This window comes from Actinomyces urogenitalis DSM 15434 (genome assembly GCF_000159035.1).
GTDB classification, from domain to species: domain Bacteria; phylum Actinomycetota; class Actinomycetes; order Actinomycetales; family Actinomycetaceae; genus Actinomyces; species Actinomyces urogenitalis.
On record NZ_DS999576.1, the window covers coordinates 1 to 25570 of the forward strand.

26 protein-coding genes and 2 tRNA genes are annotated in these 25570 nt (G+C 68.1%); 13 read left to right on the plus strand and 15 right to left on the minus strand.

Annotated features, from left to right (window positions below; all coding sequences use genetic code 11):
• Nucleotides 1–144: 144 nt before the first annotated feature.
• Nucleotides 145–1452 (plus strand): threonine/serine exporter family protein, encoded by a 1308-nt coding sequence (locus HMPREF0058_RS08180; RefSeq protein WP_006549303.1) that lies wholly within the window; start codon nucleotides 145–147, stop codon nucleotides 1450–1452.
• 68 nt (nucleotides 1453–1520) lie between these two features.
• Here HMPREF0058_RS08180 and HMPREF0058_RS08185 read toward each other — a convergent pair whose 3' ends face one another.
• Entirely contained in the window at nucleotides 1521–3134 is a 1614-nt protein-coding gene (locus tag HMPREF0058_RS08185) for an aspartate:alanine exchanger family transporter (protein WP_040319885.1), read from the minus strand.
• Nucleotides 3135–3476: 342 nt separating this feature from the next.
• Here HMPREF0058_RS08185 and HMPREF0058_RS08190 point away from each other — a divergent pair, with 342 nt between their 5' ends.
• From HMPREF0058_RS08190 to cimA, 6 genes are all read left to right on the plus strand, one after another.
• Nucleotides 3477–5261 carry an acetolactate synthase large subunit gene (locus tag HMPREF0058_RS08190; RefSeq protein WP_006549305.1) on the plus strand — a complete coding sequence of 595 codons (1785 nt, stop codon included), beginning with the start codon at nucleotides 3477–3479 and terminating at the stop codon, nucleotides 5259–5261.
• A gap of 4 nt (nucleotides 5262–5265) precedes the next feature.
• Nucleotides 5266–5778, plus strand: a complete 513-nt coding sequence (gene ilvN, locus HMPREF0058_RS08195; RefSeq protein WP_006549306.1) for an acetolactate synthase small subunit — start codon at nucleotides 5266–5268, stop codon at nucleotides 5776–5778.
• Between the two features lie 9 nt (nucleotides 5779–5787).
• Nucleotides 5788–6819, plus strand: coding sequence for a ketol-acid reductoisomerase (ilvC, locus tag HMPREF0058_RS08200; protein WP_006549307.1), 1032 nt, complete (start codon nucleotides 5788–5790; stop codon nucleotides 6817–6819).
• Between the two features lie 130 nt (nucleotides 6820–6949).
• Nucleotides 6950–8026 carry a 3-isopropylmalate dehydrogenase gene (locus tag HMPREF0058_RS08205; RefSeq protein ID WP_006549308.1) on the plus strand — a complete coding sequence of 359 codons (1077 nt, stop codon included), beginning with the start codon at nucleotides 6950–6952 and terminating at the stop codon, nucleotides 8024–8026.
• Nucleotides 8027–8171: 145 nt separating this feature from the next.
• Nucleotides 8172–9335: a branched-chain amino acid aminotransferase gene (locus HMPREF0058_RS08210; protein WP_006549309.1), complete on the plus strand. Its 1164-nt coding sequence runs from the start codon at nucleotides 8172–8174 to the stop codon at nucleotides 9333–9335.
• Nucleotides 9332–10987 (plus strand): citramalate synthase, encoded by a 1656-nt coding sequence (cimA, locus tag HMPREF0058_RS08215; protein WP_006549310.1) that lies wholly within the window; start codon nucleotides 9332–9334, stop codon nucleotides 10985–10987. Before HMPREF0058_RS08210 ends, cimA begins: the two co-directional genes overlap by 4 nt.
• 22 nt (nucleotides 10988–11009) lie before the next feature.
• Here cimA and HMPREF0058_RS08220 read toward each other — a convergent pair whose 3' ends face one another.
• From HMPREF0058_RS08220 to HMPREF0058_RS08275, 12 genes are all read right to left on the minus strand, one after another.
• On the minus strand, nucleotides 11010–11876 hold the full coding sequence (locus HMPREF0058_RS08220; RefSeq protein WP_006549311.1) for a polysaccharide deacetylase family protein: 867 nt from the start codon (nucleotides 11874–11876) through the stop codon (nucleotides 11010–11012).
• Nucleotides 11877–12316: 440 nt separating this feature from the next.
• Nucleotides 12317–13162 carry a phage major capsid protein gene (locus tag HMPREF0058_RS08225; RefSeq protein ID WP_006549312.1) on the minus strand — a complete coding sequence of 282 codons (846 nt, stop codon included), beginning with the start codon at nucleotides 13160–13162 and terminating at the stop codon, nucleotides 12317–12319.
• Between the two features lie 140 nt (nucleotides 13163–13302).
• A complete protein-coding gene (locus HMPREF0058_RS08230; RefSeq protein WP_040319846.1) occupies nucleotides 13303–13773 on the minus strand; it encodes a hypothetical protein in 471 nt (156 codons plus the stop codon).
• Between the two features lie 12 nt (nucleotides 13774–13785).
• Nucleotides 13786–14022, minus strand: coding sequence for a hypothetical protein (locus HMPREF0058_RS08235; RefSeq protein ID WP_006549314.1), 237 nt, complete (start codon nucleotides 14020–14022; stop codon nucleotides 13786–13788).
• A gap of 11 nt (nucleotides 14023–14033) precedes the next feature.
• Entirely contained in the window at nucleotides 14034–14342 is a 309-nt protein-coding gene (locus HMPREF0058_RS08240; RefSeq protein WP_006549315.1) for a hypothetical protein, read from the minus strand.
• A 36-nt stretch (nucleotides 14343–14378) separates the two neighbouring features.
• Entirely contained in the window at nucleotides 14379–15596 is a 1218-nt protein-coding gene (locus HMPREF0058_RS13505; RefSeq protein WP_081449216.1) for a MarR family transcriptional regulator, read from the minus strand.
• An 82-nt stretch (nucleotides 15597–15678) separates the two neighbouring features.
• Nucleotides 15679–16164, minus strand: coding sequence for a hypothetical protein (locus HMPREF0058_RS12415; protein ID WP_040319848.1), 486 nt, complete (start codon nucleotides 16162–16164; stop codon nucleotides 15679–15681).
• Entirely contained in the window at nucleotides 16161–16598 is a 438-nt protein-coding gene (locus HMPREF0058_RS08255; RefSeq protein WP_006549318.1) for a hypothetical protein, read from the minus strand. Before HMPREF0058_RS08255 ends, HMPREF0058_RS12415 begins: the two co-directional genes overlap by 4 nt.
• Nucleotides 16595–16918, minus strand: a complete 324-nt coding sequence (locus HMPREF0058_RS08260; RefSeq protein WP_141560538.1) for a hypothetical protein — start codon at nucleotides 16916–16918, stop codon at nucleotides 16595–16597. The genes HMPREF0058_RS08255 and HMPREF0058_RS08260 overlap by 4 nt, the downstream gene beginning before the upstream one ends.
• An 8-nt stretch (nucleotides 16919–16926) precedes the next feature.
• Nucleotides 16927–17169, minus strand: a complete 243-nt coding sequence (locus HMPREF0058_RS08265) for a hypothetical protein (RefSeq protein ID WP_040319849.1) — start codon at nucleotides 17167–17169, stop codon at nucleotides 16927–16929.
• A gap of 46 nt (nucleotides 17170–17215) precedes the next feature.
• Nucleotides 17216–17701 (minus strand): helix-turn-helix domain-containing protein, encoded by a 486-nt coding sequence (locus HMPREF0058_RS08270; RefSeq protein ID WP_040319850.1) that lies wholly within the window; start codon nucleotides 17699–17701, stop codon nucleotides 17216–17218.
• 17 nt (nucleotides 17702–17718) lie between these two features.
• Nucleotides 17719–17958, minus strand: a complete 240-nt coding sequence (locus HMPREF0058_RS08275; protein ID WP_211205895.1) for a helix-turn-helix transcriptional regulator — start codon at nucleotides 17956–17958, stop codon at nucleotides 17719–17721.
• A gap of 118 nt (nucleotides 17959–18076) precedes the next feature.
• Here HMPREF0058_RS08275 and HMPREF0058_RS08280 point away from each other — a divergent pair, with 118 nt between their 5' ends.
• Nucleotides 18077–18619 (plus strand): helix-turn-helix domain-containing protein, encoded by a 543-nt coding sequence (locus HMPREF0058_RS08280; protein WP_006549322.1) that lies wholly within the window; start codon nucleotides 18077–18079, stop codon nucleotides 18617–18619.
• Between the two features lie 396 nt (nucleotides 18620–19015).
• On the plus strand, nucleotides 19016–20362 hold the full coding sequence (locus HMPREF0058_RS13245; RefSeq protein ID WP_006549323.1) for a tyrosine-type recombinase/integrase: 1347 nt from the start codon (nucleotides 19016–19018) through the stop codon (nucleotides 20360–20362).
• Between the two features lie 59 nt (nucleotides 20363–20421).
• Here HMPREF0058_RS13245 and HMPREF0058_RS08290 read toward each other — a convergent pair.
• Both HMPREF0058_RS08290 and orn read right to left on the minus strand, forming a co-directional pair.
• Nucleotides 20422–20497, minus strand: a tRNA-His gene (locus HMPREF0058_RS08290).
• A gap of 119 nt (nucleotides 20498–20616) precedes the next feature.
• Nucleotides 20617–21237, minus strand: coding sequence for an oligoribonuclease (gene orn, locus HMPREF0058_RS08295; protein ID WP_006549324.1), 621 nt, complete (start codon nucleotides 21235–21237; stop codon nucleotides 20617–20619).
• A gap of 143 nt (nucleotides 21238–21380) precedes the next feature.
• On the opposite strand from orn, the gene HMPREF0058_RS08300 reads away from it, so the two are divergent.
• The 4 genes from HMPREF0058_RS08300 (at nucleotide 21381) to HMPREF0058_RS11875 (ending at nucleotide 25563) form a co-directional block, all read left to right on the plus strand.
• Nucleotides 21381–21456 (plus strand) — tRNA-Arg (locus HMPREF0058_RS08300).
• 198 nt (nucleotides 21457–21654) lie between these two features.
• The gene (locus tag HMPREF0058_RS08305) at nucleotides 21655–23256 is read left to right on the plus strand and encodes a GTPase domain-containing protein (protein WP_006549325.1); all 1602 of its coding nucleotides are present in this window, start codon (nucleotides 21655–21657) and stop codon (nucleotides 23254–23256) included.
• Entirely contained in the window at nucleotides 23256–24704 is a 1449-nt protein-coding gene (locus tag HMPREF0058_RS08310; protein ID WP_006549326.1) for a GTPase, read from the plus strand. Before HMPREF0058_RS08305 ends, HMPREF0058_RS08310 begins: the two co-directional genes overlap by 1 nt.
• A gap of 145 nt (nucleotides 24705–24849) precedes the next feature.
• On the plus strand, nucleotides 24850–25563 hold the full coding sequence (locus HMPREF0058_RS11875) for a single-stranded DNA-binding protein (protein ID WP_006549327.1): 714 nt from the start codon (nucleotides 24850–24852) through the stop codon (nucleotides 25561–25563).
• Nucleotides 25564–25570: the final 7 nt, after the last annotated feature.

Consider the following 25570-nt stretch of genomic DNA (forward strand, 5'->3'; position numbering starts at 1 on the left):
ACCGTGCACAACACCACCCCGAGCAGGGACTCACGACGCTAGCCCAGGCAGGGGGCCATCAGGGATGATGGCCGGGTGACGAAGCCCTATGACTCCCATCAACAACCCATTCATCCCGATGATGCGCTCGACGCCGACCGGCTTATGCTTCAGTCTGCGGTGGTCCTGCGGCTAGGCACGATGATGCTGGCTGCCGGTGCGGGCTCCTACCGCGTCAAGTCCTCGATGGCCAAGGCAGCGGCGGCCGTCGGTCTGGACCGGCACGAGGCGACAGTGACGATGACGGAGATCGTCACCTCCTCCTACGTGGGGGACTGTTTCCGTACTGAGACGGCGGAGGTACGCCGTGTGGGCGTGAACGTGGACCGTCTCGAGGCCTTGCGGCGTATCGTCCACGACCTGCGTCAGCACGAGCGCGTCGAGCAGCTGGACAAGAAGCTGGACGAGGTGCAGCACATGCACGCCCGCTACGGCGTCTTCGCTAACGCGGCGGCGTCAGGAGTAGCGTGTGCGGGGTTCTGCTTCCTCAACCAGGGTGGCTGGGTGGAGTGCCTTGCGGTGCTCTTCGCGGCGTTTTTTGGCCAGGTGATTCGCCGGCAGATGCTGGAGCGGCACTTCCAGCACTTCTTCACCTGGATCGTGTGTGGCGTGGGGGCTTCCTCGGTCTACATGGCGCTGGTGACTCTGCTGGGCGCTCTCGATCTCATCGACGGCAACCACCAGGGCGGCATCATTTCGGCGATCCTGTTCCTGATCCCGGGATTCCCGATGGTCACGGCGATGCTGGATCTTGTGCGCCAGGACTTTTCTTCGGCAATCTCTCGCGCCTCTTACGTCATGCTGGTCATGGCCGCGGCAGGTGTGGCGGTGTGGACGGTGACCTTCGTCTTCCACTGGGACGTCGAGGCGAGTTACACCTATAACCCGGAGGGGCTGTTGCTGTACGGTCTGCGGATCTTCTGCTCCTTCATCGCCGCCTACGGCTTCGCGATGCTCTTCAACGCTGGTCCTAAGGCCGCGGGTCTGGCCGCAACGGTTGGCGCACTGGCCAACACCGGGCGTCTTCTGCTTATTGACGAGTTTGGCGTGCCCTGGCAGCTGGCGGTGGGCCTGGCGGCCGTGACGATTGGTCTGCTGGCGCAGGCCTTCGTCTCGCGTGCCTCGCTGTCGCGTGTGGCCCTGTCCGTGCCCGCCGTCGTCATCATGATTCCGGGTGTGCCCTTCTACCGTGCCATCTCGGCGCTCAACGACCAGACGGTGGATGCCAACGCGGCCGTCGGAGTGGCGGCAACTAACCTGGCGGAGGTCTTCTTTGTCATCACGGCGATCGGCGTGGGGCTGGCCATGGCCAGGATCCTCACGGACCGTCGCTGGCGCCATGACATTCCGACCTCGGCCGTCGCGGCGCTGCTGCCCTCCCACGGCAGCGCCTCAGAGCCTGGCCGCTCCTGACAGGCAACGAGACAGAACAAGGGGCCCCTCGCCATCGCGAGGGGCCCCTTGTTCTGTCTGCGGAAGGTCTACAGGCCGCCGAGGATCTGGGCGACGAAGATCTTGCCGATCATGGCCACCGGGTAGACCATGGCGTACCCCAGCGCGACGCGAGGATCGGCGCCGGTGCGCTCGTTGGCGAAGGCGAGTACCGCGGGCTGGGTCTGAGCTCCACCAAGCAGACCGGATAGGCGTGTGCCGCCCATCTTGACGATCCACCGCATGGAGGCATAAAGGCCGAAGCCCACGATGGTCGTGATGACGAAGCCAGTGACGAGGATCCTCCACCAGTCGCCGCCGGTGAAGGCGTTAGCGATCTGGCCACCAGCCTTGGTTCCTGCCTGGGCGAGGAAGACGAGTAGACCGAACTCGGCGAGCACCGCCGTCGCCGTGAAGGGCAGGGCTGTCACGAAGCCCTTGATGCGTCCGATCTTGCCGAAGATGAGACCCACGAGCAGCGTGCCCGCAGCCGAACCGATGGAGAAGGTGGCCCCCGTGGGGGTCAGGAACTTCCACTCACCGATGATGATGCCGATCGCCATCCCGATGCCCAGGGCGACCGGGTTGATCGAGGACAGACCGCGCGAGGAGTCGCCGAAGTACTTCGAGATCTCCTTCATCCGGCTGGTGGGGCCGACTACGCGCACGCGGTCTCCCTGCTGGAGGACGAGGTCAGGGGTACCGACCATGTCCGTGTCACCGCGGCGCACGCGGGAGATCGTCGCGCCGAACTTCTCATCGACGCCGAGCTCGGCCACCGTGTGGCCGGCGAGCTTGGGGTCGGAGACCGTGATGCGCCGGAAGTCGAGGTAGCGGCGGTCCTCGATGAGGGAGTGGGACGAACCGTGGCCCAGGGCCTTGATGACCTGGTTGACGGCGTCCTGGGTGCCCACGACGGTGACGAGGTCGTCGACGTTGACCCGGTCGGTCGGACGAGGACGCGTGATCGGGCCGCTCTCACCGCGGCGCAGGCGGGAGAACTTCAGCTCGCCCGAGATGGTCTCGGCGATGTCACCGATGAGGGGAGAATCATCGCGCTCGACGCGAATCGTGCGGTTGACCAGGGGAGAGGGCTTGTCCTTGTCGGAGCGGCGGTAGCGCAGCGCCAGCAGGCAGAAGAAGAGCATGCCGATGACGCCGTAGAGGTAGGCGACGGCGTAGCCCACCGTCGCCACGGCGACGCCGTCGGGGTTGCCCGCCATGGTGGCGGCGTTGCCTGCCGCCGCCAGTGCGGGGGTGTTGGTGATGGCGCCCGCAAAGGTTCCGGCGATGAGGGCTGAGTCCATGCCGAGCGCGCGCCCGACTCCCAGGCCGGCCGCTGCCGCGACGACGAAGACCCCGAGCATCAGCGCCAGCGGGCCGACGGCGGTGCGGATGACGTGGAAGAAGTTCGGGCCGGACTGAACGCCAATAGCGAAGGTGAAGATGGCCAGGCCAAGGGTTCCCAACGAGGCCGGGACCTCGATGGTCACGCCCTGGGACACGCCCCAGGCTGCCAGGATGATCCCGGCGAACAGCACAGCGGCGGCTCCCAGACTCACCCTCTTGATCTTGATATGCCCGACGAGCATGCCGAGGCCAATGAGTAGGAAGAGCACGAGGACGGGGTTGTCTGCCAGGTGCGTCAGGAGTCCGGTGACCACGATGGTGCGCCAGCCTTTCACGGTGCTGCGTTGCAGCGTGCATCAGAGCTTGGATGGGACAGGCCGATTGTCCCACTCGGATTGCTCGGACAATGGCGGACTTCAGTCCGTGAGAACACAGAGACGGCTGTGACGGTGCACTCGTTGTGGATGCCTGGGACGGCACTGCCTGGTGGCCGTCGTCGGCGACATGGACGCTCATCTGCCACAACTCGTGATTCCATCATTTGAGATTGTTTGTCCGGAAGGTGACTCGCATCGTGGAACGCTCTACCGTTGGCCCTAGCCGGAGGCAGCAGCCTTCGGACTCGCGGATGCCTCGGACCGACAGGAGGGCAGCCGATGGAGCGTCACGACGGTTCCATGGCCCAGGAACGGCAACTGATGACCGGAGCCCAGGCGCTTGTGCGCGCGCTGGAGGACGTTGGTGTCACGGACATCTTCGGCATGCCGGGCGGGGCCATCCTCCCGTTCTATGACCCGTTGTTTGCCAGCGAGAAGATTCGTCACGTCCTGGTGCGCCACGAGCAGGGTGCAGGCCACGCTGCCGAGGGTTACGCCATGGTCACGGGCCGGGTGGGGGTTTGTGTGGCCACGTCCGGGCCGGGGGCGACCAACCTCATCACCGCCATCGGTGACGCCCACATGGACTCCGTCCCCATGGTCGCGATCACCGGGCAGGTCGGCACGCGGGCCATCGGCACCGATGCCTTCCAGGAAGCGGACATCGTGGGCGCCACGATGCCCTTCGTCAAGCACTCCTTCCTGGTGACCTCACCGGACGAGGTGGCCGCTCGGGTCTTCGAAGCCTTCCATCTGGCCTCGACCGGACGGCCTGGCCCGGTCCTGATCGATGTCACCAAGAACGCGCAGGAGGACAAGACGCACTACGTGCGCCCTGAGAGCCTGGACCTGCCGGGGTACGCCCTGCCTGGCAAGCCCAACCAGCGTCGCGTTGCCCAGGCCGCTGAAGTCATCGCCTCCTGCGAGCGCCCGGTCTTCTACCTTGGCGGCGGACTGAGCCGAGCTGGGGTGGGGGTGCAGGAGCTGCGCGAGCTCATCGAGCTGGTCGGTGCCCCCTTTGTCACCACGCTGACGGCCCTGGACGTCATGCCGACCGATCACCCCCTCAACCTGGGCATGCCTGGCATGCACGGAACCGTTGCCGCGGTCGGGGCCCTCCAGCGCGCGGACCTGGTGATCTGCCTGGGGGCGCGCTTCGATGATCGCGTGACCGGCAAGCCGGATACCTTCGCCCGCCACGCCTCGGTCATCCATGTCGACATCGACCCTGCAGAGATCTCGAAGATCCGCGAGGCGGACGTGCCGATCGTGGGCGACCTCAAGGACGTTGTCCCGGCCCTGAGCAGCGCCTGCCGTGATCAGTTCGCGGCAGAGCCGCGCGTCGAGATCGATCAGTGGCTCACGGAGGTGGCGCATACGAAGGCCACCTACCCCACGAGTTGGACGGATACCGACGACGGCCTGCTCCAGCCGCAGGAGGTCATCACTCACCTGGCGCGCCTGGCGCCCGAGGACACGGTGTGGGTCACCGGCGTGGGCCAGCACCAGATGTGGTCCGCGCACTACCTCGAGTTCAACCAGCCGCACTCCTGGCTCACCTCGGCTGGCGCTGGCACGATGGGCTACGGGGTGCCGGCGGCCATGGGGGCCAAGGTCGGCGCTCCGCAGCGGCCGGTGTGGCTCATCGATGGTGACGGCTGCTTCCAGATGACCAACCAGGAGCTGGCGACCTGCACCCTCAACGAGATTCCGATCAAGGTCGCGCTCATCAACAACTCCTCGCTCGGCATGGTCCGGCAGTGGCAGACGCTCTTCTACGGGCAGCGCTACTCCAACACGGACCTGCACACCGGGGCGGGTACGGAGCGCGTCCCTGACTTCGTCACGCTGGCGCAGGCCTATGGGGCCGTGGGACTGCGTTGTGAGCGCCTGGAGGACGTCGACGACGTCATTGCCCAGGCCAACGCGATCAATGACCGGCCCGTCGTCATCGACTTCATCTGCTCGGCGGACTCTCAGGTGTGGCCCATGGTGGCGGCAGGGGTGTCCAACGACGATATCCAGTACGCCAAGGGCATGAGCCCGACGTGGGAAGAGGAGTGAGACCGTGAGCGAGAAGCACACGCTGTCCGTCCTGGTGGAGAACAAGCCTGGCGTGCTCACGCGCGTCTCCGCGCTGTTCACCCGCCGCGGCTTCAACATCCACTCCCTGGCAGTCGGCCCGACTGAGCACGAGGACGTCTCGCGCATCACGGTGATCGCCGACGCTGAGGGACTTGCGATGGAGCAGGTCACCAAGCAGCTCAACAAGCTGGTGAACGTTCTCAAGATTGTCGAGCTGGATCCTGAGACCTCGGTGGGGCGCGAGCTCTACCTCATCAAGGTGCACACGGACGACTCCAACCGCACCGCCGTCCTCCAGATCGTCGACCTCTTCCGCGCGCACGTGGTTGATGTCAGCCCGACCTCGGTGGTCATCGAGACCGTCGGCTCGGAGTCCAAGGTCAAGGCGCTGCTGGAGGCCCTGGCTCCTTACGGGGTCAAGGAGATCGTCCAGTCCGGCGCCGTCGCCATCTCGCGCGGCCCTCGATCCATTACCGACCAGTTCAAGGAAAAGTGAGGCACCATCATGGCAGCTGAGAAGTTCTACGACGACGACGCAGACCTGTCCGTCATCCAGGGTAAGAAGGTCGCGGTCATCGGCTACGGCTCGCAGGGACACGCGCACGCGCTCAACCTGCGTGACTCCGGGGTCGAGGTCGTCGTCGGCCTGCGTGAGGGCTCGTCCTCGATTGCCAAGGCCGAGGAGGCTGGACTGACCGTCAAGCCCATCGCTGAGGCCGTGGCATGGGCCGACGTCGTCACCGTCCTGGCTCCCGACCAGGTGCAGGCGACCCTCTATGCCGAGGAGATCGAGCCCAACATCAAGGCCGGCTCCGCCCTGCTCTTCTCCCACGGTTTCAACATCCACTTCGGCTACATCAAGCCGTCTGCCGACATCGACGTCATCATGGTCGCCCCCAAGGGCCCGGGTCACACGGTGCGCCGTGAGTTTGAGGCCGGCCGCGGGGTGCCGGTGCTCGTGTGCGTCGAGCAGGACGCCTCTGGCCAGGCCTGGCCGCTGGTGCTCTCCTACGCCAAGGCGATCGGTGGCACTCGCGCTGGTGCCATCAAGACCAGCTTCCGTGAGGAGACCGAGACCGACCTCTTTGGTGAGCAGACCGTCCTGTGCGGTGGCGTCTCCAAGCTCGTCCAGTACGGCTTCGAGACCCTGGTCGAGGCCGGCTACCAGCCGGAGATGGCCTACTTCGAGGTCTGCCACGAGATGAAGCTCATCGTGGACCTCATCAACGAGGGCGGCATCTCCAAGCAGCGCTGGTCCTGCTCGGACACCGCCGAGTACGGCGACTACGTCTCCGGCCCGCGGGTCATCACCCCCGACGTCAAGGAGCACATGAAGGAGGTCCTGGCCGACATCCAGGACGGCTCCTTCGCCAAGCGCTTCATGGATGACCAGGCCGCCGGCGCGCCCGAGTTCAAGAAGCTGCGCGCCGAGGGCGAGGCCCACCCGATCGAGAAGACTGGCCGCGAGGTCCGCTCCATGTTCGCCTGGCGCGCCCAGGTGGACAAGGACTACCACGAGGGCTCCGTCGCTCGCTGAGTGAAGGAGATGGCGACGCGCTGAGCTGGCTGGCGTTGGCTCGGGCTCGTTGCCATCCTGACATCCACCTCAAGTGGTCACCATCTGAGATTCTTCGTCCGGATGGTGACCACTTGCTTATTCTGTGGGCATGACTGAGGCTCAGCACACGCGCACCGTCAAGCTCGCCGTCATCCCTGGCGACGGCATCGGCAAGGAGGTCGTCCCGGAGGGGCTCAAGGTCCTTCGTGCAGCCCTGGAGGGCAGTGGCGTCGACGTCGTCACCACCGACTTCGACCTCGGGGCGGACCGGTGGCACCGCACCGGCGAGACCCTGACCGAGGCGGACCTGGAGGCGATCAAGGCTCACGACGTCATCCTGCTGGGAGCCGTCGGCGACCCCTCGGTCCCCTCTGGCGTCCTAGAGCGTGGCCTGCTGCTGCGTCTGCGCTTCGCCCTGGACCACTACGTCAACCTGCGGCCCTCGCGCTACTACCCAGGCGTTCCCTCCCCCCTTGCCCACCCGGGGGACATCGACTTCGTCGTCGTGCGCGAGGGCACTGAGGGCCTCTACTGCGGCAACGGGGGAGCGGTGCGTGTGGGCACCCCGCACGAAATCGCCACCGAGGTCAGCGTCAACACGGCCTTTGGCGTCGAGCGCGTGGTGCGCTACGCCTTTGAGCAGGCGCAGTCCCGCCGCAAGCACCTCACGCTCGTGCACAAGCACAACGTGCTGGTCCATGCCGGGCACCTGTGGCGGCGTACGGTCGAGGCGGTGGGCAAGGAGTACCCGGGCGTCACGGTGGACTACTGCCACGTCGATGCCGCCACGATCTACATGGTCACTGATCCCTCCCGTTTCGACGTCATCGTGACGGACAACCTCTTCGGTGACATCATCACGGACGAGGCTGGCGCGGTGACTGGGGGGATCGGACTGTCCGCCTCGGGCAACATCAACCCGGACCGCACCTTCCCCTCGATGTTCGAGCCGGTTCACGGCTCCGCCCCCGATATCGCGGGCCAGGGCAAGGCGGACCCGACGGCGACCATCAGCGCCGTCGCCCTGTTGCTGGAGCACATCGGCTGCCCCGCGCAGGCGGCGCGCGTCAGCGCGGCAGTCGAGGCTGACATGGCTGCCCGGGCCGAGGCCAACGAGGCCGGAGCCCCGCTCGTGCGCTCGACCAGCCAGGTGGGGGACGCGATTGTGGCTGCCCTGCGCGGCTAGTCGGGTCGGGGGCTCGGGCACGAGCCCTCACGATGCGTGATGACGGCGGAGCGGCACCGGGTTGGTGGCCGCTCCGCCGTCATCGTGAGATCAAAATGTGAGAATCCACAGTCCGGACAGTGGGCTCAGGAGTAGCCTTAACGTCATGACTGAGACCGCTGCATCCGTCACCAGCTCCCTCGAGACGCCCCTGGCACGTGCCGCCGCGGTCCCGGTTCCCCAGGCCGACGAGCTCGCTGGCCGCTTCCCACTGACGGGCCCCGCGCGCATCGCCAGCGACGCTGAGCGCGCCCAGGCGCTGACCGACCTGCACTTTGGCCACGTGTTCTCGGACCACATGGCCCACGCGCGCTGGACCCGCCAGGAGGGATGGGGCGGGCACGAGGTGCGCCCCTACGGCGAGATCAGTCTGTCCCCGGCCGCGGCGGTGCTCCACTACGGCCAGGAGGTCTTCGAGGGGATCAAGGCCTACCGCCACGCCGACGGATCCATCTGGACCTTCCGCCCGCGCTACAACGCCGCCCGGATGAACGTCTCGGCGCGGCGTCTGGCCCTCCCCGAGATGCCGGAGGAGGACTTCATCGCCTCGCTGGTCGATCTGGTACGGGCCGATGCGGACTGGGTGCCTGAGGGCGACGGCGAGTCGCTGTACCTGCGGCCCTTCATGTTCGCCTCTGAGGCCTTCCTCGGCGTCCACGCCGCCGGGGTCGTGGACTACTACCTCATCGCCTCGCCCTCCGGGGCCTACTTCACCCACGGCCTGCAGCCCATCAGCATCTGGGTGTCCCAGAACTACCACCGTGCTGGCCGCGGCGGCACAGGCTTTGCCAAGACCGGTGGCAACTACGCCTCCAGCCTCCTGCCTCAGCAGGAGGCCGATGCCCAGGGCTGCGACCAGGTGTGCTTCCTCGATGACGTGACGGAGAAGAACCTCGAGGAGCTCGGCGGCATGAACATCATGGTCGTCGACGCCGACGGCACGGTGCGCACCCCGCACCTGACCGGCACGATCCTGGAGGGCAACACGCGCTCGGCCATCATCCGCCTGCTCACTGACGCCGGTCGCAGGGTCGTGGAGGACACGATCACCCTGGAGGGACTCCTGGCCGATATCGAGTCCGGCAAGGTCAGCGAGGTCTTCGCCTGCGGCACCGCAGCCGTCGTCGTGCCGCTGGGGCACCTCAAGGGCGAGGGCTTCGACGTACGCATCGAGGGCCAGGAGGTCACTCACCAGATCCATGACCGCCTCACCGGCATCCAGTACGGCCGCCTGGAGGACCCCTACAACTGGATGTACCGACTGGCATGAAGCTGACGCCAAGGGTCGCCACCTATGACACGACGCTGCGCGATGGCGCCCAGCAGCAGTCGGTCTCCTTCACCGTCGAGGACAAGCTCGCCGTCGCCCGGATCCTGGACCACCTGGGGGTGACGTATATCGAGGCTGGCTGGCCCGGTGCCATTCCCAAGGACACCGAGTTCTTCGCTCGGGCGGCCAGCGAGCTCAGCCTGGCTACTGCCAGGCTCGTGGCCTTCGGCTCGACCTGCCACCCTGGCACGGCGGCTGAGAAGGACCCGCAGCTGCGTGGCCTGCTCGACTCCGGCGCCCCGGTGATCACCATCGTGGCGAAGTCAGACCCGGCACACGTGGAGCGCGCCTTGCGCACCAGCGGCGAGGAGAACCTGCGGATGGTGGCCGACTCGGTCGGGCTGCTGGTGGCGGCGGGCCGCGAGGTCATGGTGGACCTGGAGCACTACGTCGACGGTGTCGCGCGCGACCCTCGCTACGGGATCGAGCTGGCCTTGACGGCCGCGCGTGCGGGCGCCAGCGCCGTCATTCCTTGCGACACCAACGGCGGCAGCCTGCCTGGCACCGTGGCCGCCGAGATCTCCCGGCTGCGCGCGGCGCTGGACGCCGCGGGGCACGAGGACTGCGTCGTCGGCATCCACACCCACGATGACTCCGGGCTGGCCGTGGCGGCCGCGATGGCGGCGGTGGAGGCCGGGGCACGCCAGGTGCAGGGATGTGTCAACGGCTTCGGTGAGCGCACCGGCAACGCCAACCTGCTCACGCTGATCGCCAACCTAGAGCTCAAGACCGGCTACCAGGCGCTTGCTGGGGACAGCCAGGAACGAGCCAGGCGACTGGCGGAGCTGTCCGCGGTCTCACGCACGGTGGGGGAGATCGCCAACCGCGCACCCTCGGGACGCCTGCCATACGTCGGCAGCAAGGCCTTTGCCCACAAGGCGGGGCTGCATGCCAGCGCCATCAAGGTTGATCCCAACCTCTACCAGCACGTCGACCCTGCGCGAGTGGGCAACACCATGACGATGCTGGTCTCGGAGATGGCAGGACGCGCCTCGATCGAGCTCAAGGCGCGTGAGCTCGGCATCGAGACCGGAGGGGACAAGGAGCTGCTGGCCAGGGTCACCGAGGTGGTCAAGGGTCGCGAGGCGGCGGGATACGCCTACGACGCCGCAGACGGATCCTTCGAGCTCCTGCTGCGCCAGGCGCTGGGACAGCTCCCGCAGTACTTCCGGGTCGAGTCCTGGCGGGCCAGCGTCACAGCCAGGCCGGCCGCCGGGCAGGAGATCCTGCCGGAGGACGGCGCAACAGTGACCGACTCTGAGGCCACGGTGCGTATGTGGGTCGGTGGACGGCGCCTGGCGGTGCTGGGCGAGGGCAACGGCCCGGTCAACGCCCTGGATCACGCCCTGTGTGACGCGCTGGCGACGGCCTATCCCGAGATCCGGGCCTTTGAGCTGACTGACTTCAAGGTCCGTATCCTCGACTCTGAGCGTGGAACCCACGCGATCGTGCGGGTACTCATCGACATCACCGACGGCGAGCGCAGCTGGTCAACCGTGGGCGTGGGCACTGACATCATCGAGGCCAGCTGGGAGGCCCTGACTGACGGACACGTCGTCGGGCTGCTGCGGGCCGGGGTCGAGCCGCGCTAGCGCAGGCCCCCGGGGCGCTGGGTCACACGTGCCGGTCGTGGCCGGGACCGAAGTAGACGTCGTCGAGCGTGGCGGTGAGCAGTGAGCGCTCGCGCAGGATCTCAATGATCTGGCCGTACAGGTGCGTGACCGTGGGGAAGTTGGCGTGGCCGATGACGATGTGCTGGGCGAGCAGCCACGTGCGGGCCTCGCCGAGCAGCACCTCCTCGGTCAGCAGCCCAGAGTCGCCGAAGGAGCCGTACCACAGGGTGGGGGAGGTGTACCCCAAGGAAGCGCACACCGAATCGGTCCAGGCGCTGCGGTAGCCGTAGGGCGGGCGGACAAAGGGGGCGCCGGTGACGCCGTAGGTGTCGCGCAGGAAGGACTCGCAGCCTGAGACCTCCTTGATGATGGCGGACTCGCTGATCTTGGTCAGGCCCGCGTGGGTCACTGTGTGGTTGCCCAGCTGGACCTGGCCGGACTCCACCAGCGGCATCATCTTCTCCTTGCAGTCGACCCACCCCGGGTAGGAGGAGGTGACGAAGAAGGTCAGGCGCACTCCGGACTCCTTGGCGAAGTCGAGGTAGGCGTCGATGACCGAGGCGTCTGCGCCGTCGTCCACTGTGATGGCCACGGTGTTGCCGACGGCCTCAGGCAGGCCCGTGAGCACCCCTGAGGGCGGCTGTGGCGCGGGCAGGGTGGGCGGGCCGTCCTGGAGCCACAGCGGACCGTGCGAGGGCGTGGGAGTGGCCGACGGCGTCGGGCTGGGGGAGGGGGAGGGCGTCGAGAAGGCAGTGGTCGCCGGGGTGGAAGGCGAGGAAGTGGAGCTGGGTTGCGGCTGGGAGGAGCAGGAGGTGAGAGCCGCGGCGGTGCCGGCGGCGAGCATGAGCATGAAGTCTCGGCGTTGCATGGGCGCATCCTCGCAAGGCAGTGGGAAAGGGGTATAGGACGAGTCTGCCAAAGCCTGTGCGCTCGCGGCTGTGACGGTGGTCCTCACCGGCCTGGGAATGAACAATGCCCGCCGCCGCTTTTTGTTGCGGTTGCGGGCATCTCTCGGTGGGGTGGCTGACGGGGCTTGAACCCGCGACCTCCTGGACCACAAACAGGATCAGCGTCGCGCCGTGATTCCTGGGTGCGGAAAAACGTTGGAATGGTGCCATTTCCTGTTTTGTCCTGTTGGTGGTTTTGTGGTGGTTTTGGTTCGCGTTGTGGGCAATTTGTGGGCACGGGGGCGGGGATGAGCCCGGGGGGGGGAGGAGTTTTTGGGGGCGGGGGGATATTGATGGCATTGCCGGGCCTGCTACCGGGGCGGGCTGAGGGGTCATCCCCCACCCCGCCCCGGTGCGTTGGTCAAGCGGCGGTGACCTTGATGATGGCGGCGGCGTGAGGGAAGCCGAAGCCCACACGGGTGGTGGCGCGCACCGCGATCCGGTCGGAGGTGAAATAGACGGACTCGTCAGCCGTCAGCTGTGCCTCAGAGTGAATGACGGTGTAGACGCGATCGCGCGGGATCGCCCACACGGTGCCCTTAGTCACCGCCGGGGTGACAAACATCGGCACACCGAGGATGGTGCGGCGTGTGGGCGCGGTGGCGTCCAGCCCTAGCAGCGGTTCGTTCGAGCCAGTCTGCTTCTTGACCTTGGCCAGGGTCAGGGCGGTGTCAGGGTCGGTAACCCACGCCGTGATGGTGGCACCGTGGGCCTCTGCCTTGCTTAGGGCCTCGCTGAACACGTCGGTGTTGGTGAACGCACCGGTGACAGTCGTGACGCCCTCGACGTCCTCCAGCCCACGGGGCTGGACGTCCTTGGCCTTGGTGTTCGAACCGAAGAACGCGGCATCGAGCTTGCGGGCAATGTCCCTGACAAGTCCCTGACCAACAACCTCCTGCGCGCCGGGCGAGGTGTCCTCGGCCAGTTCGCGGGTGACCACGGTTAGGCCAGCGAGCTTGCGCGGGGTGACGATCTCCTCAGCCAGGGAAGCGGTCGAGGTGGTGATCTCCTCGCCCTCGGCGGTCCACGCGGCCGTGGGGTCGGCGGTGACCACGGGAATGCGGTAGTCGTGGGTGTGGTCAGCCTGCCGGGCGAGCGTGGTGACCTGCGTGGCCACGGACTCGGCCTCAAGGGGCTGGATAATCAGGGTCTCAGCGTTGGCGTCGGGCATGAAAGCCTCGACGGCCTGAGCGGTCTTCATCGTCATGGGTAAGCCTTTCGGAGGGGCCCGCGAGCGCGGGCGTGCTTGTGTGGGTGCCTGTCGGCTCCTGGCCGGTGTGGCTGTGTGCCCTCCTGGGGCTGCGTGAGGGGCGTGGGGTCCTCTGGACCTCCGGGCGCGCTCTCGTGTCAGCCTACAGGGTCGTTGGGGTTGAGCAGGGTCCGCCACGATGAGCCCGGGGCCGTGGGGCTCTCGCCGGCGGCTCCTGAGCGTAGGGCCGTGTTGTGCAGCGGCGGGCGGGAGCGGAACCAGTGGGGGTGATCCTTGGCGATCTCGTGGAGGCGTTCGGTTACGAGCTGGGCGGAGATCGTTCCGTCTTCGCCGGTGAGGTCGTCGAGGGTAGTGCCGGTGGCCCACAGGTCGGAGGGGTCGTGCATGCGTGTGGCTGCTATGGCCTCGGCCTGGTGGCGGTTGTAGGCCGCTAGGCGGGCTTCTGCGTTTTGTGCGCGTGTCTCTGCTTCGCGTAGTCGTGTTCGGTACTTGGCGGCTTCTGCGTTGGCCTTGTGGTGGTTGCTGGTGTCGTCGGCGGTTGTGGTGGGGGCCTGTGTCTCCTCGGAGTCGGTGGCGTTGGTTGCTTCTGTGGCGTTGGTGTCGTCCATGCGTGTTCCTTGTCAGGGCAGGGGGGTGGGGTTCAGGCAGGCGGTGCCGGGCTCGGTGTGCAGGGCGTAGCTGGTTGCGATGTCCAGCAGCTCGGCGGTGTAGGCGTCGAGCTGGTCCGGGTTGAGCTGGTTGGTGTCGGTGGGTATCTCGGCGTGTAGGCGTGCCAGGGCGTCGATCTGGGCGCGGCGCTGGGCGAAGGCCAGGCGCGCGGTGGTCTGGGCGTTGCGTACGGTCCTAACGGGGTCCATGGGTGTTCTCCTCACTTGGTGCTAGCGGCTTCGTGGGCCAGGTCTAGGAGGGCGTCGAAGGCGGTGGCGGTGCGTACGCGCTCGTTGCGGTCCTTGCCAGCCACGGCGTCCAGGGTGGCCGCTCGTAGGCGTCGTAGGTCGTGGGGGTCGAGGTCTGCTAGGTCGGCGGCTAGGCGGGCGATGTCGGGGGCCTCGTGGGTCAGGGTCAGGCCGGCGCGGCCGGCGGTGGCCATGGCCTGGAGCTCGTTGCGGTGGGTGCCGCCGGTGGTCTCGTCGAGGGTGGCGCGTAGGTGCTGGTAGAGGGGGCTGGTGGTTCTCATGTGAGGGGTTCCTTTCGGTTGGTGTCTGGTCGGGGGTCAGGCTGGGACGGGGACGCGGGTGCTGGTGGCGCGGGCGGCGATGCGCTCGGAGCGGCACAGGCCGCAGGTGCCGTCAGCGGTGAGCTCTCGGTCGTGGGTCGGGCAGCGTGCGGGCCTGCGGGTGCTGGTGGCCGGTGGTGGTGTGGCGGCGGCGTCGCGTAGCGCTTTGACGGCGCGGCCGGGGCCTGCGTCGGCNGGTAGGGCGTCCAGCAGGCGGGTGACGTGGGCGGCGGTCCAGCCCCGGGCGATCAGCGGGGCGGCCAGCAGGGCCGGGGACGTCTTGAGCCCGACGGTGGTGCGGTGGGAGGCGACGGCGGCGACCACGGGGCTGGTGGGCTCACCACCCAGGCGGGGACCTTCGTCCTCCTCCGTGCTCCTGGTGGCCACGGCGACGGGTGAGCCGCCGACGGTGGGTGCCTGGTCGCCGGTCTCGCGCGCTGGTGAGGTACCAACGTAAGGGGAGGGGTAATTGTTGTGTTCTTGTTCTGTTCGGGTGTCACCATGACACCTCTGGAGTGTCACTGTGACACCTCTGGATTCCTCAGGGGTGTCACCATGACACCCCTGGCCCCGGTTATCCACAGCCTCCAGGGGTGTCACCATGACACCTCTGGACCCCTCAGGGGTGTCACCATGACACCCCTGAGGAATGCTCAGGGGTGTAGTGGTTGCACCTCTGACGTCCTCCAGGCTGGTCGTGGTGGCCGGGTCGGACGCTGCCAGGGGTGTCACGGTGACACCCCTGGGGGTGGTCAGGGCGTAGCGGGCGGCGCGGTGCTGGGAGGGGTCGGACACCCTGGTGAGCCACCCGGACGCCTCCAGGCAGGCCATGGCCCGGACAACCGTGCTCTTGCTCAACGCCGTGGCGGCGATGATGCGTGACTGAGGCACCCATGCCGCCCACGGGTCGGTTCCGCCACGACGGGCGATCACGAAGGCCACCGCCCGCGCTGAGGAGGACAGGCCGCTAGAAGGCTCCTCCAAGGCGTCCAGCCACTCCCACCGCTCCAGCACGGCAGGGGCACCGGCCGCGAGCGCGGGGATGCTGACGGGGGTGCCGGTGGTGGCGCTGAGGGTGGTTGGGGGTTGTGGTGTGGTCACTGGTGCCGCCTGAGGATGTCGAAGCCGGTGGCTGGGTAGGGGCCCCATTGGCCGGGGCCTTGGTGGAGCCACAGGAGGGTTCCGTTGTCGGCTGTGCGTGCGATGCGTCGCCATGTGGTGGTGACGCCCTTGTAGTCGGCTAGGTCGCCGGCTTGTGGGCGTTCGGTGGGGCGTAGGGGCCTGTATCCGGGTGGTGTCACGGTTGTTCGGCCTCCTTGCTTGTCAGGTCGGCGGGGCTGTCTGGCACGTGCAGGGGTGCGTAGACGATGACGGGGGCCGCGAGCGCGGGGCGGGTGTGGTGGATGTGGAGGGCGGCGGTGGCCAGGCGTGGGAGCTGGTGGGGTTCGAGGTCGCTGGCTGCGTTGGCTTTGAGGGCGCCGGTGGGGGTGGTTCGGATATTTCCGATGATGCGAAGGACCTCGCCGGTGCCGGTGGGGTCCATGGCGTAGCGGCACGGGGGTGCCTGCCTGGTCAGGCGGGCTCCTGGTAGGGCCAGGAGGGTGGCTAGGTCCTGGCGGCGGATGTGCTCGACGATGAGGCCGGGCATGGTGGTCCAGGTGCGTACGACGGTTGCCGGGGGCACGGTGGCCGGGGGTGGGGTTGTTGTGGTGGCTGGTGTGGTGGCGGGTGGCTGGTCGAGGTCGAACATGGGTACGTCCTCCCAGGAGGCGGGGCGGGTCATGCTGGCACCTCCATGGGGGTGCGTGAGGCGGTGGCGTCTTGAATGGCGTTGAGCTCGTCGTCTAGGCCTGTGGTGGCGGGGACTGCGACGGACAGGAGCCGGCACCCCTGGTGCTGTGGGCAGGGTGAGGTGAACCGGGTCCGGCTGGTGTGGTCCTCCAGGGCGGTGGCGGCCACGGCTGGCAGGTCTCGGACATGCGCGTTTGGGGCCATGGTCACGTGATGGCAGTGGCCGCCGTACAGGTGGAGGGTTGCCACGTCGCACAGTGGGGCGGTGATAGCACGGTGACCGGTGAGGTGGTCTTTAGCGTCTAGGAACGCCTCCATGGGTGGCGCGGTGGTGTCAAAGGTGATCCCGGCGTCCAGCATGTTGGCGATCTCCTTGCCGGTACGTACCGGGGCGGCCAGGACGTTCCACGTGATAGATGAGCTCATGCGTCCTCCGTCAGGCCGGCGACCGAGGAGTGCCGCAGCCTCCACAGCCTGGCCCGTGTCTCGTGGGCGTCTTTAATGGCCTTCTCCATCCGGTCGACGGCGTCAGGGTCCTGCTCCTCAGTGAGGTAAGCCAGGTAGGCGTACACCTGTTCAGCCACCGCTAGCGCATGGTCCAGGGGGTAGGCGGCCGTAGCGTCGTCAGGCTTGAAGTGGACGTAGGACCCGGCCGGGCAGTGGATGACCTGGACGCTCAGGCCGCCCCACCACTGGGATGGAGGCAGGTAGATCGGCGGGTCAAACATGGGTGCGTTGGTGTCCATGGCCTCCCTCACCGCCCCTCAGCCTCAGCCACGGCCAGCGCGCCGGCGCTGGCGGCCATGAGGGCGGCGGCCAGGACCGTGAGGCCGTTGAGGGTGGGGCCGCCGGCCAGGGCATGGGCGGTGGTGGCCACGGCCAGGGCCAGGCCCGCCACGGCCAGGCAGACAGCTAGGAGGGCGGTAGGTGACGGGGAGGGCGAGGGTGCCGGCGTCGGATAGTGGGGGTGGTGGGTGTCAGTGGTGGCCGATAGCATTGGTTCGGGCCCTTTCTTGCCTTAGCGAAGTGGATATGGGAATGGCTCAGACCCCCGCGCCTGTACCGGGCGCGGGGGTCGTCTCGTCCCCGCCGCCCGCGAGCGCGGGACTGGTTACGCGATTGCGGTTGCGGTGGCCCTGTCCACGGCGTCCGCGGCGGCGCCTGCGGTGGGGTTTCTTCTCCCCGGCCATGCCGGCGTCCTTGAGGACGTGGGTGGCGTTGCTGGTGCCGGTGGCCAGGGCATGGCGGAAGGCGTCCAGGGCTGTGGTGGTGATCCGCCACTGTCCGGTGGTGGGGTCGGGGTAGGCGGTGATGGTGCCGGCCTGGCACAGGGCTTCTACGGCCTGGCGGGGCATGCGTAGCAGGCGGGCTACATCCAGGGCGGTCATGTCGGCCTGGCCGGCGGCCTGGCGTGCGCGGCGTGCGGCGGCCATGAGGACGCTGGTGGGCATCTCGTCGGTGTCGGGTACTCCCAGCATGGCCAGGGCGGTGCGGGCCTGGACGGCGGTGGCGGGGGCGTGGGTGGTCACGGTGGCCTGTCCTGGTGTCAGGCGTCGGCCAGGACGCTGGCCGGGTCGGTGCGCCGGGTGCGCAGCCACTCGTCCAGGTCCTCGCGCAGATAGGCGACTTTGGCGCGCTTGCCGGTCCCCATCTTCAGGTAGACGGGCCCCTCACCCATGAACCTCCAGCCGTTGAGGGTGGCCGGGGACATGCCGATGTAGTCGGCGGCCTCCTTGGTGGTCATAGCCCCTGACAGGGCCGGTGAGACAACAGGTGCAGCACTCATAGTAGTTCCCATCTTCGGAGTGACGAGTTCCCGTTCTGGATACATTCTGTACCTCCATCCTGGGTTGCGCAAGTTCCGAAGTAGGTGTTTCCATTGTGGAGTGAATACGCTTGTTCCTATGGCGCGCGCAGAAGACGAGGAGATCGGCCGGCATGTGGCGCGCCTTCGGGCGGAAATAGGCCTCACGCTGGACAATGTGGCGGACAAGATGACCGAACGGGGTCACTCATGGCGGCAGTCGACCGCCTGGAAGGTCGAGCATGGCGAGCGCGTGCTTCGAGCCTCAGAAGTAACGGCCTTAGCCGAAGTGCTTGATGTCTCTGTGTTCAATCTGCTCAACACTCCTAGCGACAAAGCGCGACGCGCAAGCACATATGCAACCGACGTAGTACGAGCAAGTGACGAACTGAGGCTTAGCATCGGGAAGCTATTGGATGCCCGCGTAGCGTGGAGGCTCGTCAGTTCAGACGAGCGTGATGCCTTGCGAGAATTCAATGAGCGGACCCAAGAGGGCGACGATGCCCCTTTGGCTATCGACGCAATGAGCGTCGGCATGGTCGTTGCTGAAAGCCTCGCCCTCTGGCAAGAAAAGAAGAAGGGGACGGCTATCGAGAGGTTGATGCCGGACGCCGTAACAGGGGATGGCATTGTGGCGCTCTGACTAGCGCGCTTGGCTGCTCGCTGCTGACGTCGGCGGCTCAAGGGAGTTGCTTCACCCGTGTGCGATGAGGATCTGAAAAGACGTAACGGGGCCGCTGCTTGGTAGGCGGTGGCTCCGTATGGGTGGGGGCGTGACGGTCGCGCTCTAGCCCGAACAGGTGCCGCGTGCCTGGTGCGCGGGTCCTGGTGAGTGCCCTCCTGTGGGGTGCCCGCGCTCGCGGGCGGCTCGCAGGGGTGCGGCCGGTGCGGCGTGGTGGCTGCTCCCTACGCCCCGGCAACCCCTGTGGCGGCCTCCCGTGTCCGCCGTAGGGGCCTGTAGGAGGCCGGTGGATGGTCCGCCGGCCCTTGGCGTCCGACGCCCCACCTCAAGGGCGCGGGGCGGGCAGGAGGGGCAGCTATGGCGACCGTTAGCGCATACACCACGGCCAGCGGGGAGAGGCGTTACCGGGTGCGGTATCGCACCCCTGAGCGCCGTCAGACAGACAAGCGGGGCTTCAAACGGAAGGCGGACGCGATGGCCTTCGCCGCCACCGTCGAGGTCTCCAAGTCCACCGGCGCCTACGTGCCCGCGAGCGCGGGGCGTGTGACGGTGGGGGAGCTGGGGCGGGCGTGGCTTCGTCGTCGTGAGGCGGTGATGCGTCCTAAGACGCATTACGCGGATATGCAGATGTGGAAGGTTCACGTGCTGCCCCGGTGGGGTGGTGTGGCTGTGGGGGACGTGCGTCGTACGGCGGTGGCGTCGTGGGTGGCTGAGCTGAGTGCTGGTGGGCTTGGGGCTTCTGGCGTGGGGCAGGCGGTGGGTGTGCTGCGTGGGGTGCTTGATGATGCTGTGTCGGACCGTCAGATCGTGGTGAACCCGGCTCGTGGGCTTGATCTTCCTGAGAAGGTGGAGCGGGAGCGGGTGTACCTGGATGCGGGGCAGCTGTCGCGGTTGGTGGCGTGTGCTGGTGAGGCCGGTGGGGTGTTGGCGTTCCTTGGGTGGACGGGGCTTCGGTTTGGTGAGGCCAGTGCGCTGCGTGTGGGGTGCGTGGACATGATGCGCCGGCGGGTGCGTGTGGTGCGTACGGCCTCGGATGTGGGTGGGATGATCGTGGAGGGTGAGCCCAAGACGGTCAAGGGGCGTCGTAGTGTCCCGTTCCCTGAGTTCCTGGCTCCGATGGTGGGGCAGGCTGTGGCCGGCAAGGGGCCGGACGGGCTGGTGTTCACCTCCCCTGAGGGCAAGCAGCTGCGTGGTGGGAACGTGCGTAAGCGTGTGCTCGCCCCGGCTCAGCGTGAGGCCGGGAGCGTGGTGGGGCGTGTGCAGGCGGCGGTTGGTGTGGCCACGGCCCGCCGTGGGCCCGTGTTCGACCGGGAGACCGTGGACGCGGTGGCCTCCTGGCAGCTTCGTCACGGTCTTGAAGCCAGCGGGCGGGTAGACCGTCCCACCTGGGAGGCTCTGACCCGCCTGGAGGGGCTGACGGGCCGGTTCCTGCCTGTGGGTGAGGGGGCGCGGGACTTCGGGCCGCTGACGCTGCACGACCTGAGGCACACGGCGGCGTCCCTGGCGATCAGTGCGGGGGCGAACGTGAAGGCGGTGCAGGCGATGCTAGGTCACAAGTCAGCGGCGATGACGCTGGACACCTACGCGGACCTGTTCCCTGACGACCTGGATGCAGTGGCGTTGGCGCTTGACGATATGGGTCGCTCTGCGTTCACGGATGTTGTGGGCAAAGTGTGGGCACGGGGCCTCCAGGTGGTCGCCTAGGGGGCTAGTGCGACGAATGCCCGCCGCCGCTTTTTGTTGCGGTGGCGGGCATTCGTGTGTGGGGTGGCTGACGGGGCTTGAACCCGCGACCTCCTGGACCACAACCAAGCGCTCTGCCAACTGAGCTACAGCCACCATTGCTGCGGACGTGCCGCAACGAGTCGGTACTTTATCGGCTCGCTGGCGGTGCTACCAAACTGTCAGCCGTGCACTGTGTCACGTTGCGCTCGGTGGTGCCGCAGGGCGCAGCCGACTTAGGCCTGCGACGCCGTCGGGTGAGCCTGGATCTCCTCGGCCGCGGCCTTGCACTCCTGCGAGCTTGGGCCCTCTCCAGCAGGGAAGAGGATGGCGCGGTAGTAACGCAGCTCGTCGATGGACTCCAGGATGTCCGCCAGGGCGCGGTGACCGCCGTGCTTCTCCGGGGCCTGGAAGTAGGTGCGTGGGTACCAGCGCTTGGCCAGCTCCTTGATCGAGGACACGTCCACGATCCGGTAGTGCAGGTAGTCGATGAGCTCGGGCATGTCGCGTGCGAGGAAGGTCTTGTCCGTGCCCACGGAGTTGCCAGCCAGCTGCGCCGTACGGGCCTGGGGGACCAGGGACTTGACGTAGTCCAGGACCACGCGCTGGGCCTCGGACATGGTCAGGCCGCCGTCGAGCTCGTCGAGCAGGCCGGAGGAGGTGTGCATCTGGCGCACGAAGTCATTCATCTGCTCCAGGGCCTGGGCCGGGGGCTTGATGAGGACGTCGATGCCCTCGCCCAGCGGCTTGAGCTCGTAGTCGGTGACGACGACGGCGACCTCGATGAGCGCGTCCTTACCAAGGTCGAGCCCGGTCATCTCGCAGTCGATCCATACCAGGGGGTCAGAAGTTGTCATCTGTCGGCTCACGGTCCCGCAGTCTACGCGCGCCCGTCCCGCCGGTCGGGGCGGGCAGGTACCTGACCGTGGGACGACGGCGTCACGGGGCCGGCGCGGCTTGGTATCCTTCCCAGTCGGGTAGCCGTCCTGGGCTGCCTGCCGCCTCCGTAGCTCAATGGATAGAGCATCGGCCTTCTAATCCGCAGGTTCCCGGTTCGAGTCCGGGCGGGGGCACCACGACTCATCCTGCCCGTGAGCGGCAGGCGCACCACCGTGGACCGGGACGACACCAGTCCGGTCCTGCGCGGTGATGCTCCGCAGAGGGCGGGCGGCCCCGGGCACATGGTGGGTCATGATCCCATCCTCGGGCGGCCCCAGGGGCCGGTCGGTGGGGTCAATGCCGTTAACGTCCGTGCTGTCCCCTAATCTTGGACCATGGCCTCAACCGTCTTCCCCTCCCCTGCAGGACAGGGCGATCGCCCCTGGGCGCTGAGCCGTGGGCGGCTGATCGACATCCTGACTCAAACGGTTCACGACCTCGACGGCCTTGACCTCACCCTGGAGGCCGACGGCGTGGCGCAGGCCCGTCGCCTGCGCGCCAGCCTGACCGGGCAGATCCGCGACCACGTCCTGCCGCGCCTGCAGGACGCGGACGTTCCCGCCGTCGTCGTCGTCGGTGGCTCAACAGGCGCGGGCAAGTCCACCCTGGTCAACTCCGTCCTGGGTACCGAGGTCTCGGTGGCCGGAGTGCTCCGGCCCACCACGCGCACGCCCGTGCTCGTGGTCAACCCTGAGGACGCCGAGGCCTTCCAGGACCACCCTGTGGCGGAGGTCTGCCACGTGGTCACCTCCGAGTCGGTGCCGGCAGGCCTGGCTCTCATTGACGCCTCGGACCTGGACTCGGTGCAGGAGGCGAACCGAGCGCTGGCCTCGCGGCTGCTGGAGGCCGCAGACCTGTGGCTCTTTGTCACCACGGCGGCCCGCTACGGGGACCTGACTCCCTGGACGACCCTGGAGGACGCAGCCGGCCGTGGCACGGCGATCGCCGTGGTGCTCAACCGGGCTCCGGCCAAGGTACTGCCGGAGGTTCGCCGTGACCTCATCAGCCGGCTGGAGACGCTCGGACTGTCGGAGGCGCCCTTCTTCGTCGTCGCTGACGCCGGTCCGCATGAGGGCCTGCTTCCCGCTGACATGGTGGCCGAGGTCCACGACTGGCTCAGCCTGCTCGCCGGACGGCACCGGGCTGCTGGCCTCATGCGTCGCACCGACAAGAGCCTGTGGGCGGGGCTGCGCGCGGATCTGACGGAGCTGGCTGACGCCGTTGACGCCCAGGACACTGCTGGTCGCGGCCTGGAAGACCACAGCCAGGAGTTCGTGGCCCAGGCAGAGGCCCAGCTGCGCGAGTACGTCGAGCGCCGTACCGCCGGCGAGGGCGCGCCCGCGACCAGGTGGGTGACGCTGGCCTCGACCGGGGCGCTTTTGGCGCCGCTGGCCCAGGGCAAGGCCCTGCGCCGAGGCTGGATGGGACGCAAGGTCAAGGCTCGCGCCGCGGCGCTGGCCCAGCTGGCCGGCGACCTGCGGGAGGTGATCGAGCTGCAGCTGTCTGCCGTGCAGACCGAGCTCGTGAGCCAGGCCGTTGCGGAGTGGACGCAGGCTGGCGCCCAGGAGGCTGCCGGCAGGCTGCTCGGGTCCGGGATGAGTCCGCACGAGGCGGCCGTGCGGTGGAGCGAGGAGACTCGCGCCGCGCTCACCGCGGCGGTACAGCCGATCAAGGGACTGGACGGCGACGCCGTGACGGACCTGGTTCTTGCGGGTGCGGCAGGAGTGGAGGGCAGCGCTGAGGCTGCCAGGCGTCTGGGACTGGCTGAGCAGCTGGAGCTTGCGCGTGCCAGACTTGCCCAGGTTCTGGTACAGGCCCTGCACGAGGCGGTTCCCCAGGGCGCAGCCCTCAGCCTCGTGCCTGACACCTCGCTGGCATCCTCGCTGCGTCTACGCGCGGGTGAGCTGGCTCCCCTTGTCAGCCCAGGAGGCGAGTGATGGTTGCTACCGCTACTGACATCAGTCCGGCCGAGCGTCTTGAGGCCCGTCTGGAGGCGCTGCGCCAGGCTCTGGACGAGTGCCCGACTGAGGTTCCTGCCTCGTTGGCCATTCCCGCCAGGGACGCCTTGGACCTGGTGGCCGAGCGTCTGGCCCTGGGCGTGGACCACACGGTGGTCGCGCTCTTCGGGGGCACGGGATCGGGCAAGTCGTCGCTGTTCAACGCCTTGACACAGCTGGAGTTCGCTGACGTCGGTGCGCGTCGGCCCACGACCTCACGGGCCGCGGCGTGCACCTGGGGCGATGACGCTGCTGCGCTGCTGACCTTCCTCGGGGTGGACCCAGAACGGCGTATCCGCCGGGAGTCCCTCCTGGACGGCTCAGACCAGGACGAGCTGGCCGGGCTGGTCCTGCTGGATGTCCCCGACTACGACTCGGTCACGGCGGCCCACGCCCTGCAGGTGGACCGGCTGGTGCCGCTGGCTGACGTGCTGGTGTGGGTCCTGGACCCGCAGAAGTACGCCGACTCCGCCCTGCACGACGGATACCTTCGAGGACTGGGTGCCCGCCAGGAGGACATGCTCATCCTGGTCAACCAGGTCGACACCCTGCCTGAGGGCAGCCGCGACCGTCTCATGGATGATGTGCACAGCCTGCTGGTGGCAGACGGCCTGGAGGACGTCACCGTGCTCCCGGTCTCCGCAGTACGGGGGGACAACCTCGCCGCCGTGCGTGAGATCCTGCTGGACCGGGTGGAGCGGGAATCCAATGCCGCTCGCACGGCGACGGCGGAGATGGACCGTATCGCCACCCGTCTGCTTCCCGCGGCTGCGGCCCGGCCGGTCGAGATCACGCAGGCGCCCAGGGTCGAGCTGCTGGACACGCTGATCAAGGCCTCGGGAGCCACCGTGGTCACGGACTCCATCCGCCTCAACCTGGCTAAGGCGGTGCCGGCTGCGCTGGCCCGTCCTGAGCCGCCGGCACGCTCTGCGGTCGAGGCGGCGCGTAGTCGGTGGCTGACCCACACCACGCAGGGCATGCCTTCGGTGTGGACGCGCTCGGTCTCCTCGGCCGTGGCCTCGGCTGACGCGCTAGGAGCACAGACCGCCGAGGCCGTGGCCTCGGTCCGTCTGCCGGCCTCGCGCTCGGCGGGGATCGACCTGGCGTGGTGGGGCGGCCTGGCTGCCTTCGTCCTGGCAGGGGTGTGGGTGGTGGCCGCTGTCCTGACGGGCGGCGCCGTCTGGATGTCGGCTGTGGTAGCCGTCCTCGCCGTCGGCGCGGCGTGGTGGGCCCGTGCGGCCCGACGCCGTCGCGCCCAGACGGAGGCGGAGGCTTACGCCTGCGCTGTGCGGGAGCGGGTGGAGGCCGTGGTGGCACGTGGGCTGGTCGAGCCGGCCTCTGGCGTGCTTGACAGGCACCGTCGGCTGCGCCAGGCGCTGGAGCGCTGAGGGCTGCTCGGGCTCCACAGGCGCCCCTCGTGACACCCTCGTCCACAGGGCTCGAATGGCCCGGTGGCGCCGGCTGAGGCTGAGCGGGCACGGTGGGGCGTGAGCCAGCGCACGGCTGGCTCGCGGAGCCAAAGGAGCAGCCACCATGTCCCGTCAGATCGACATCGTCGTCCAAGGAGTCTTGGGCACCACCCCGACCCTCGTACGCACAGCCAACGAGCGCGTCTACTGCCACTTCCGCCTGGCCACCACCCCGACCTTCCGGGTCGGCGAGGACTGGCGGCAGGGCGAGACGCTCTGGTTCACGGCCAAGGCGTGGGGCACACTCGCCCGCAACCTGTCCATGAGCCTGCGCAAGGGGGATCCTGTGGTGCTCGTTGGGCGCTTCACCCAGGAGAGCTGGAAACGTGACAACGGCACGATCGGCTGCACCAACGTCCTGACGGTCTCCACCGGCGGGCATGACCTGGCACGCGGCGAAAGCCACTTCATGAAGGTTGCCCCACTGACTCGTTCGGCAGACTCAGCCGACGAGGCCAGCGCGAGCGGCGAGGCGGGGCAGACCGGCGAAGGTGAGGCTGCGCCGTCGGCCGGTGAGACCGGCTGCGCGGCGGACGAGGCAGGCGGGTGCGAGGCACCCTCGCAGCCTCAGGTGACTGGCGCCAGCCCAGCGGATCCGTGGGAGGTGACCCGCGGCGAGGCCCCGGAGCCGGGAACCGAGGCCTTCGAGGCTGGTGACGCCCTGAGCGAGGAGGGCCCGGTCAGTGAGCGGGAGCCGGGGCAGGACGCCGAGCCCGCAGCGCCTGCCACCGGTGGCCAGCCGGAGGTGATGACGCAGCCGGCCTACGTCCTCGTGTGAGCCCGCC

Bases quoted from the DNA above. Each gene is read 5' to 3' on its own strand.
- HMPREF0058_RS08180 (WP_006549303.1), top strand. From the start codon at position 145: ATGCTTCAGTCTGCGGTGGTCCTGCGGCTAGGCACGATGATGCTGGCT.
- HMPREF0058_RS08190 (WP_006549305.1), top strand. From the start codon at position 3,477: ATGGAGCGTCACGACGGTTCCATGGCCCAGGAACGGCAACTGATGACC.
- ilvC (WP_006549307.1), top strand. From the start codon at position 5,788: ATGGCAGCTGAGAAGTTCTACGACGACGACGCAGACCTGTCCGTCATC.
- HMPREF0058_RS08205 (WP_006549308.1), top strand. From the start codon at position 6,950: ATGACTGAGGCTCAGCACACGCGCACCGTCAAGCTCGCCGTCATCCCT.
- HMPREF0058_RS08210 (WP_006549309.1), top strand. From the start codon at position 8,172: ATGACTGAGACCGCTGCATCCGTCACCAGCTCCCTCGAGACGCCCCTG.
- cimA (WP_006549310.1), top strand. From the start codon at position 9,332: ATGAAGCTGACGCCAAGGGTCGCCACCTATGACACGACGCTGCGCGAT.
- HMPREF0058_RS08220 (WP_006549311.1), bottom strand. From the start codon at position 11,876: ATGCAACGCCGAGACTTCATGCTCATGCTCGCCGCCGGCACCGCCGCG.
- HMPREF0058_RS08225 (WP_006549312.1), bottom strand. From the start codon at position 13,162: ATGACGATGAAGACCGCTCAGGCCGTCGAGGCTTTCATGCCCGACGCC.
- HMPREF0058_RS08230 (WP_040319846.1), bottom strand. From the start codon at position 13,773: ATGGACGACACCAACGCCACAGAAGCAACCAACGCCACCGACTCCGAG.
- HMPREF0058_RS08235 (WP_006549314.1), bottom strand. From the start codon at position 14,022: ATGGACCCCGTTAGGACCGTACGCAACGCCCAGACCACCGCGCGCCTG.
- HMPREF0058_RS08240 (WP_006549315.1), bottom strand. From the start codon at position 14,342: ATGAGAACCACCAGCCCCCTCTACCAGCACCTACGCGCCACCCTCGAC.
- HMPREF0058_RS12415 (WP_040319848.1), bottom strand. From the start codon at position 16,164: ATGACCCGCCCCGCCTCCTGGGAGGACGTACCCATGTTCGACCTCGAC.
- HMPREF0058_RS08255 (WP_006549318.1), bottom strand. From the start codon at position 16,598: ATGAGCTCATCTATCACGTGGAACGTCCTGGCCGCCCCGGTACGTACC.
- HMPREF0058_RS08260 (WP_141560538.1), bottom strand. From the start codon at position 16,918: ATGGACACCAACGCACCCATGTTTGACCCGCCGATCTACCTGCCTCCA.
- HMPREF0058_RS08265 (WP_040319849.1), bottom strand. From the start codon at position 17,169: ATGCTATCGGCCACCACTGACACCCACCACCCCCACTATCCGACGCCG.
- HMPREF0058_RS08275 (WP_211205895.1), bottom strand. From the start codon at position 17,958: ATGAGTGCTGCACCTGTTGTCTCACCGGCCCTGTCAGGGGCTATGACC.
- HMPREF0058_RS08280 (WP_006549322.1), top strand. From the start codon at position 18,077: ATGGCGCGCGCAGAAGACGAGGAGATCGGCCGGCATGTGGCGCGCCTT.
- HMPREF0058_RS13245 (WP_006549323.1), top strand. From the start codon at position 19,016: ATGGCGACCGTTAGCGCATACACCACGGCCAGCGGGGAGAGGCGTTAC.
- orn (WP_006549324.1), bottom strand. From the start codon at position 21,237: ATGACAACTTCTGACCCCCTGGTATGGATCGACTGCGAGATGACCGGG.
- HMPREF0058_RS08305 (WP_006549325.1), top strand. From the start codon at position 21,655: ATGGCCTCAACCGTCTTCCCCTCCCCTGCAGGACAGGGCGATCGCCCC.
- HMPREF0058_RS08310 (WP_006549326.1), top strand. From the start codon at position 23,256: ATGGTTGCTACCGCTACTGACATCAGTCCGGCCGAGCGTCTTGAGGCC.
- HMPREF0058_RS11875 (WP_006549327.1), top strand. From the start codon at position 24,850: ATGTCCCGTCAGATCGACATCGTCGTCCAAGGAGTCTTGGGCACCACC.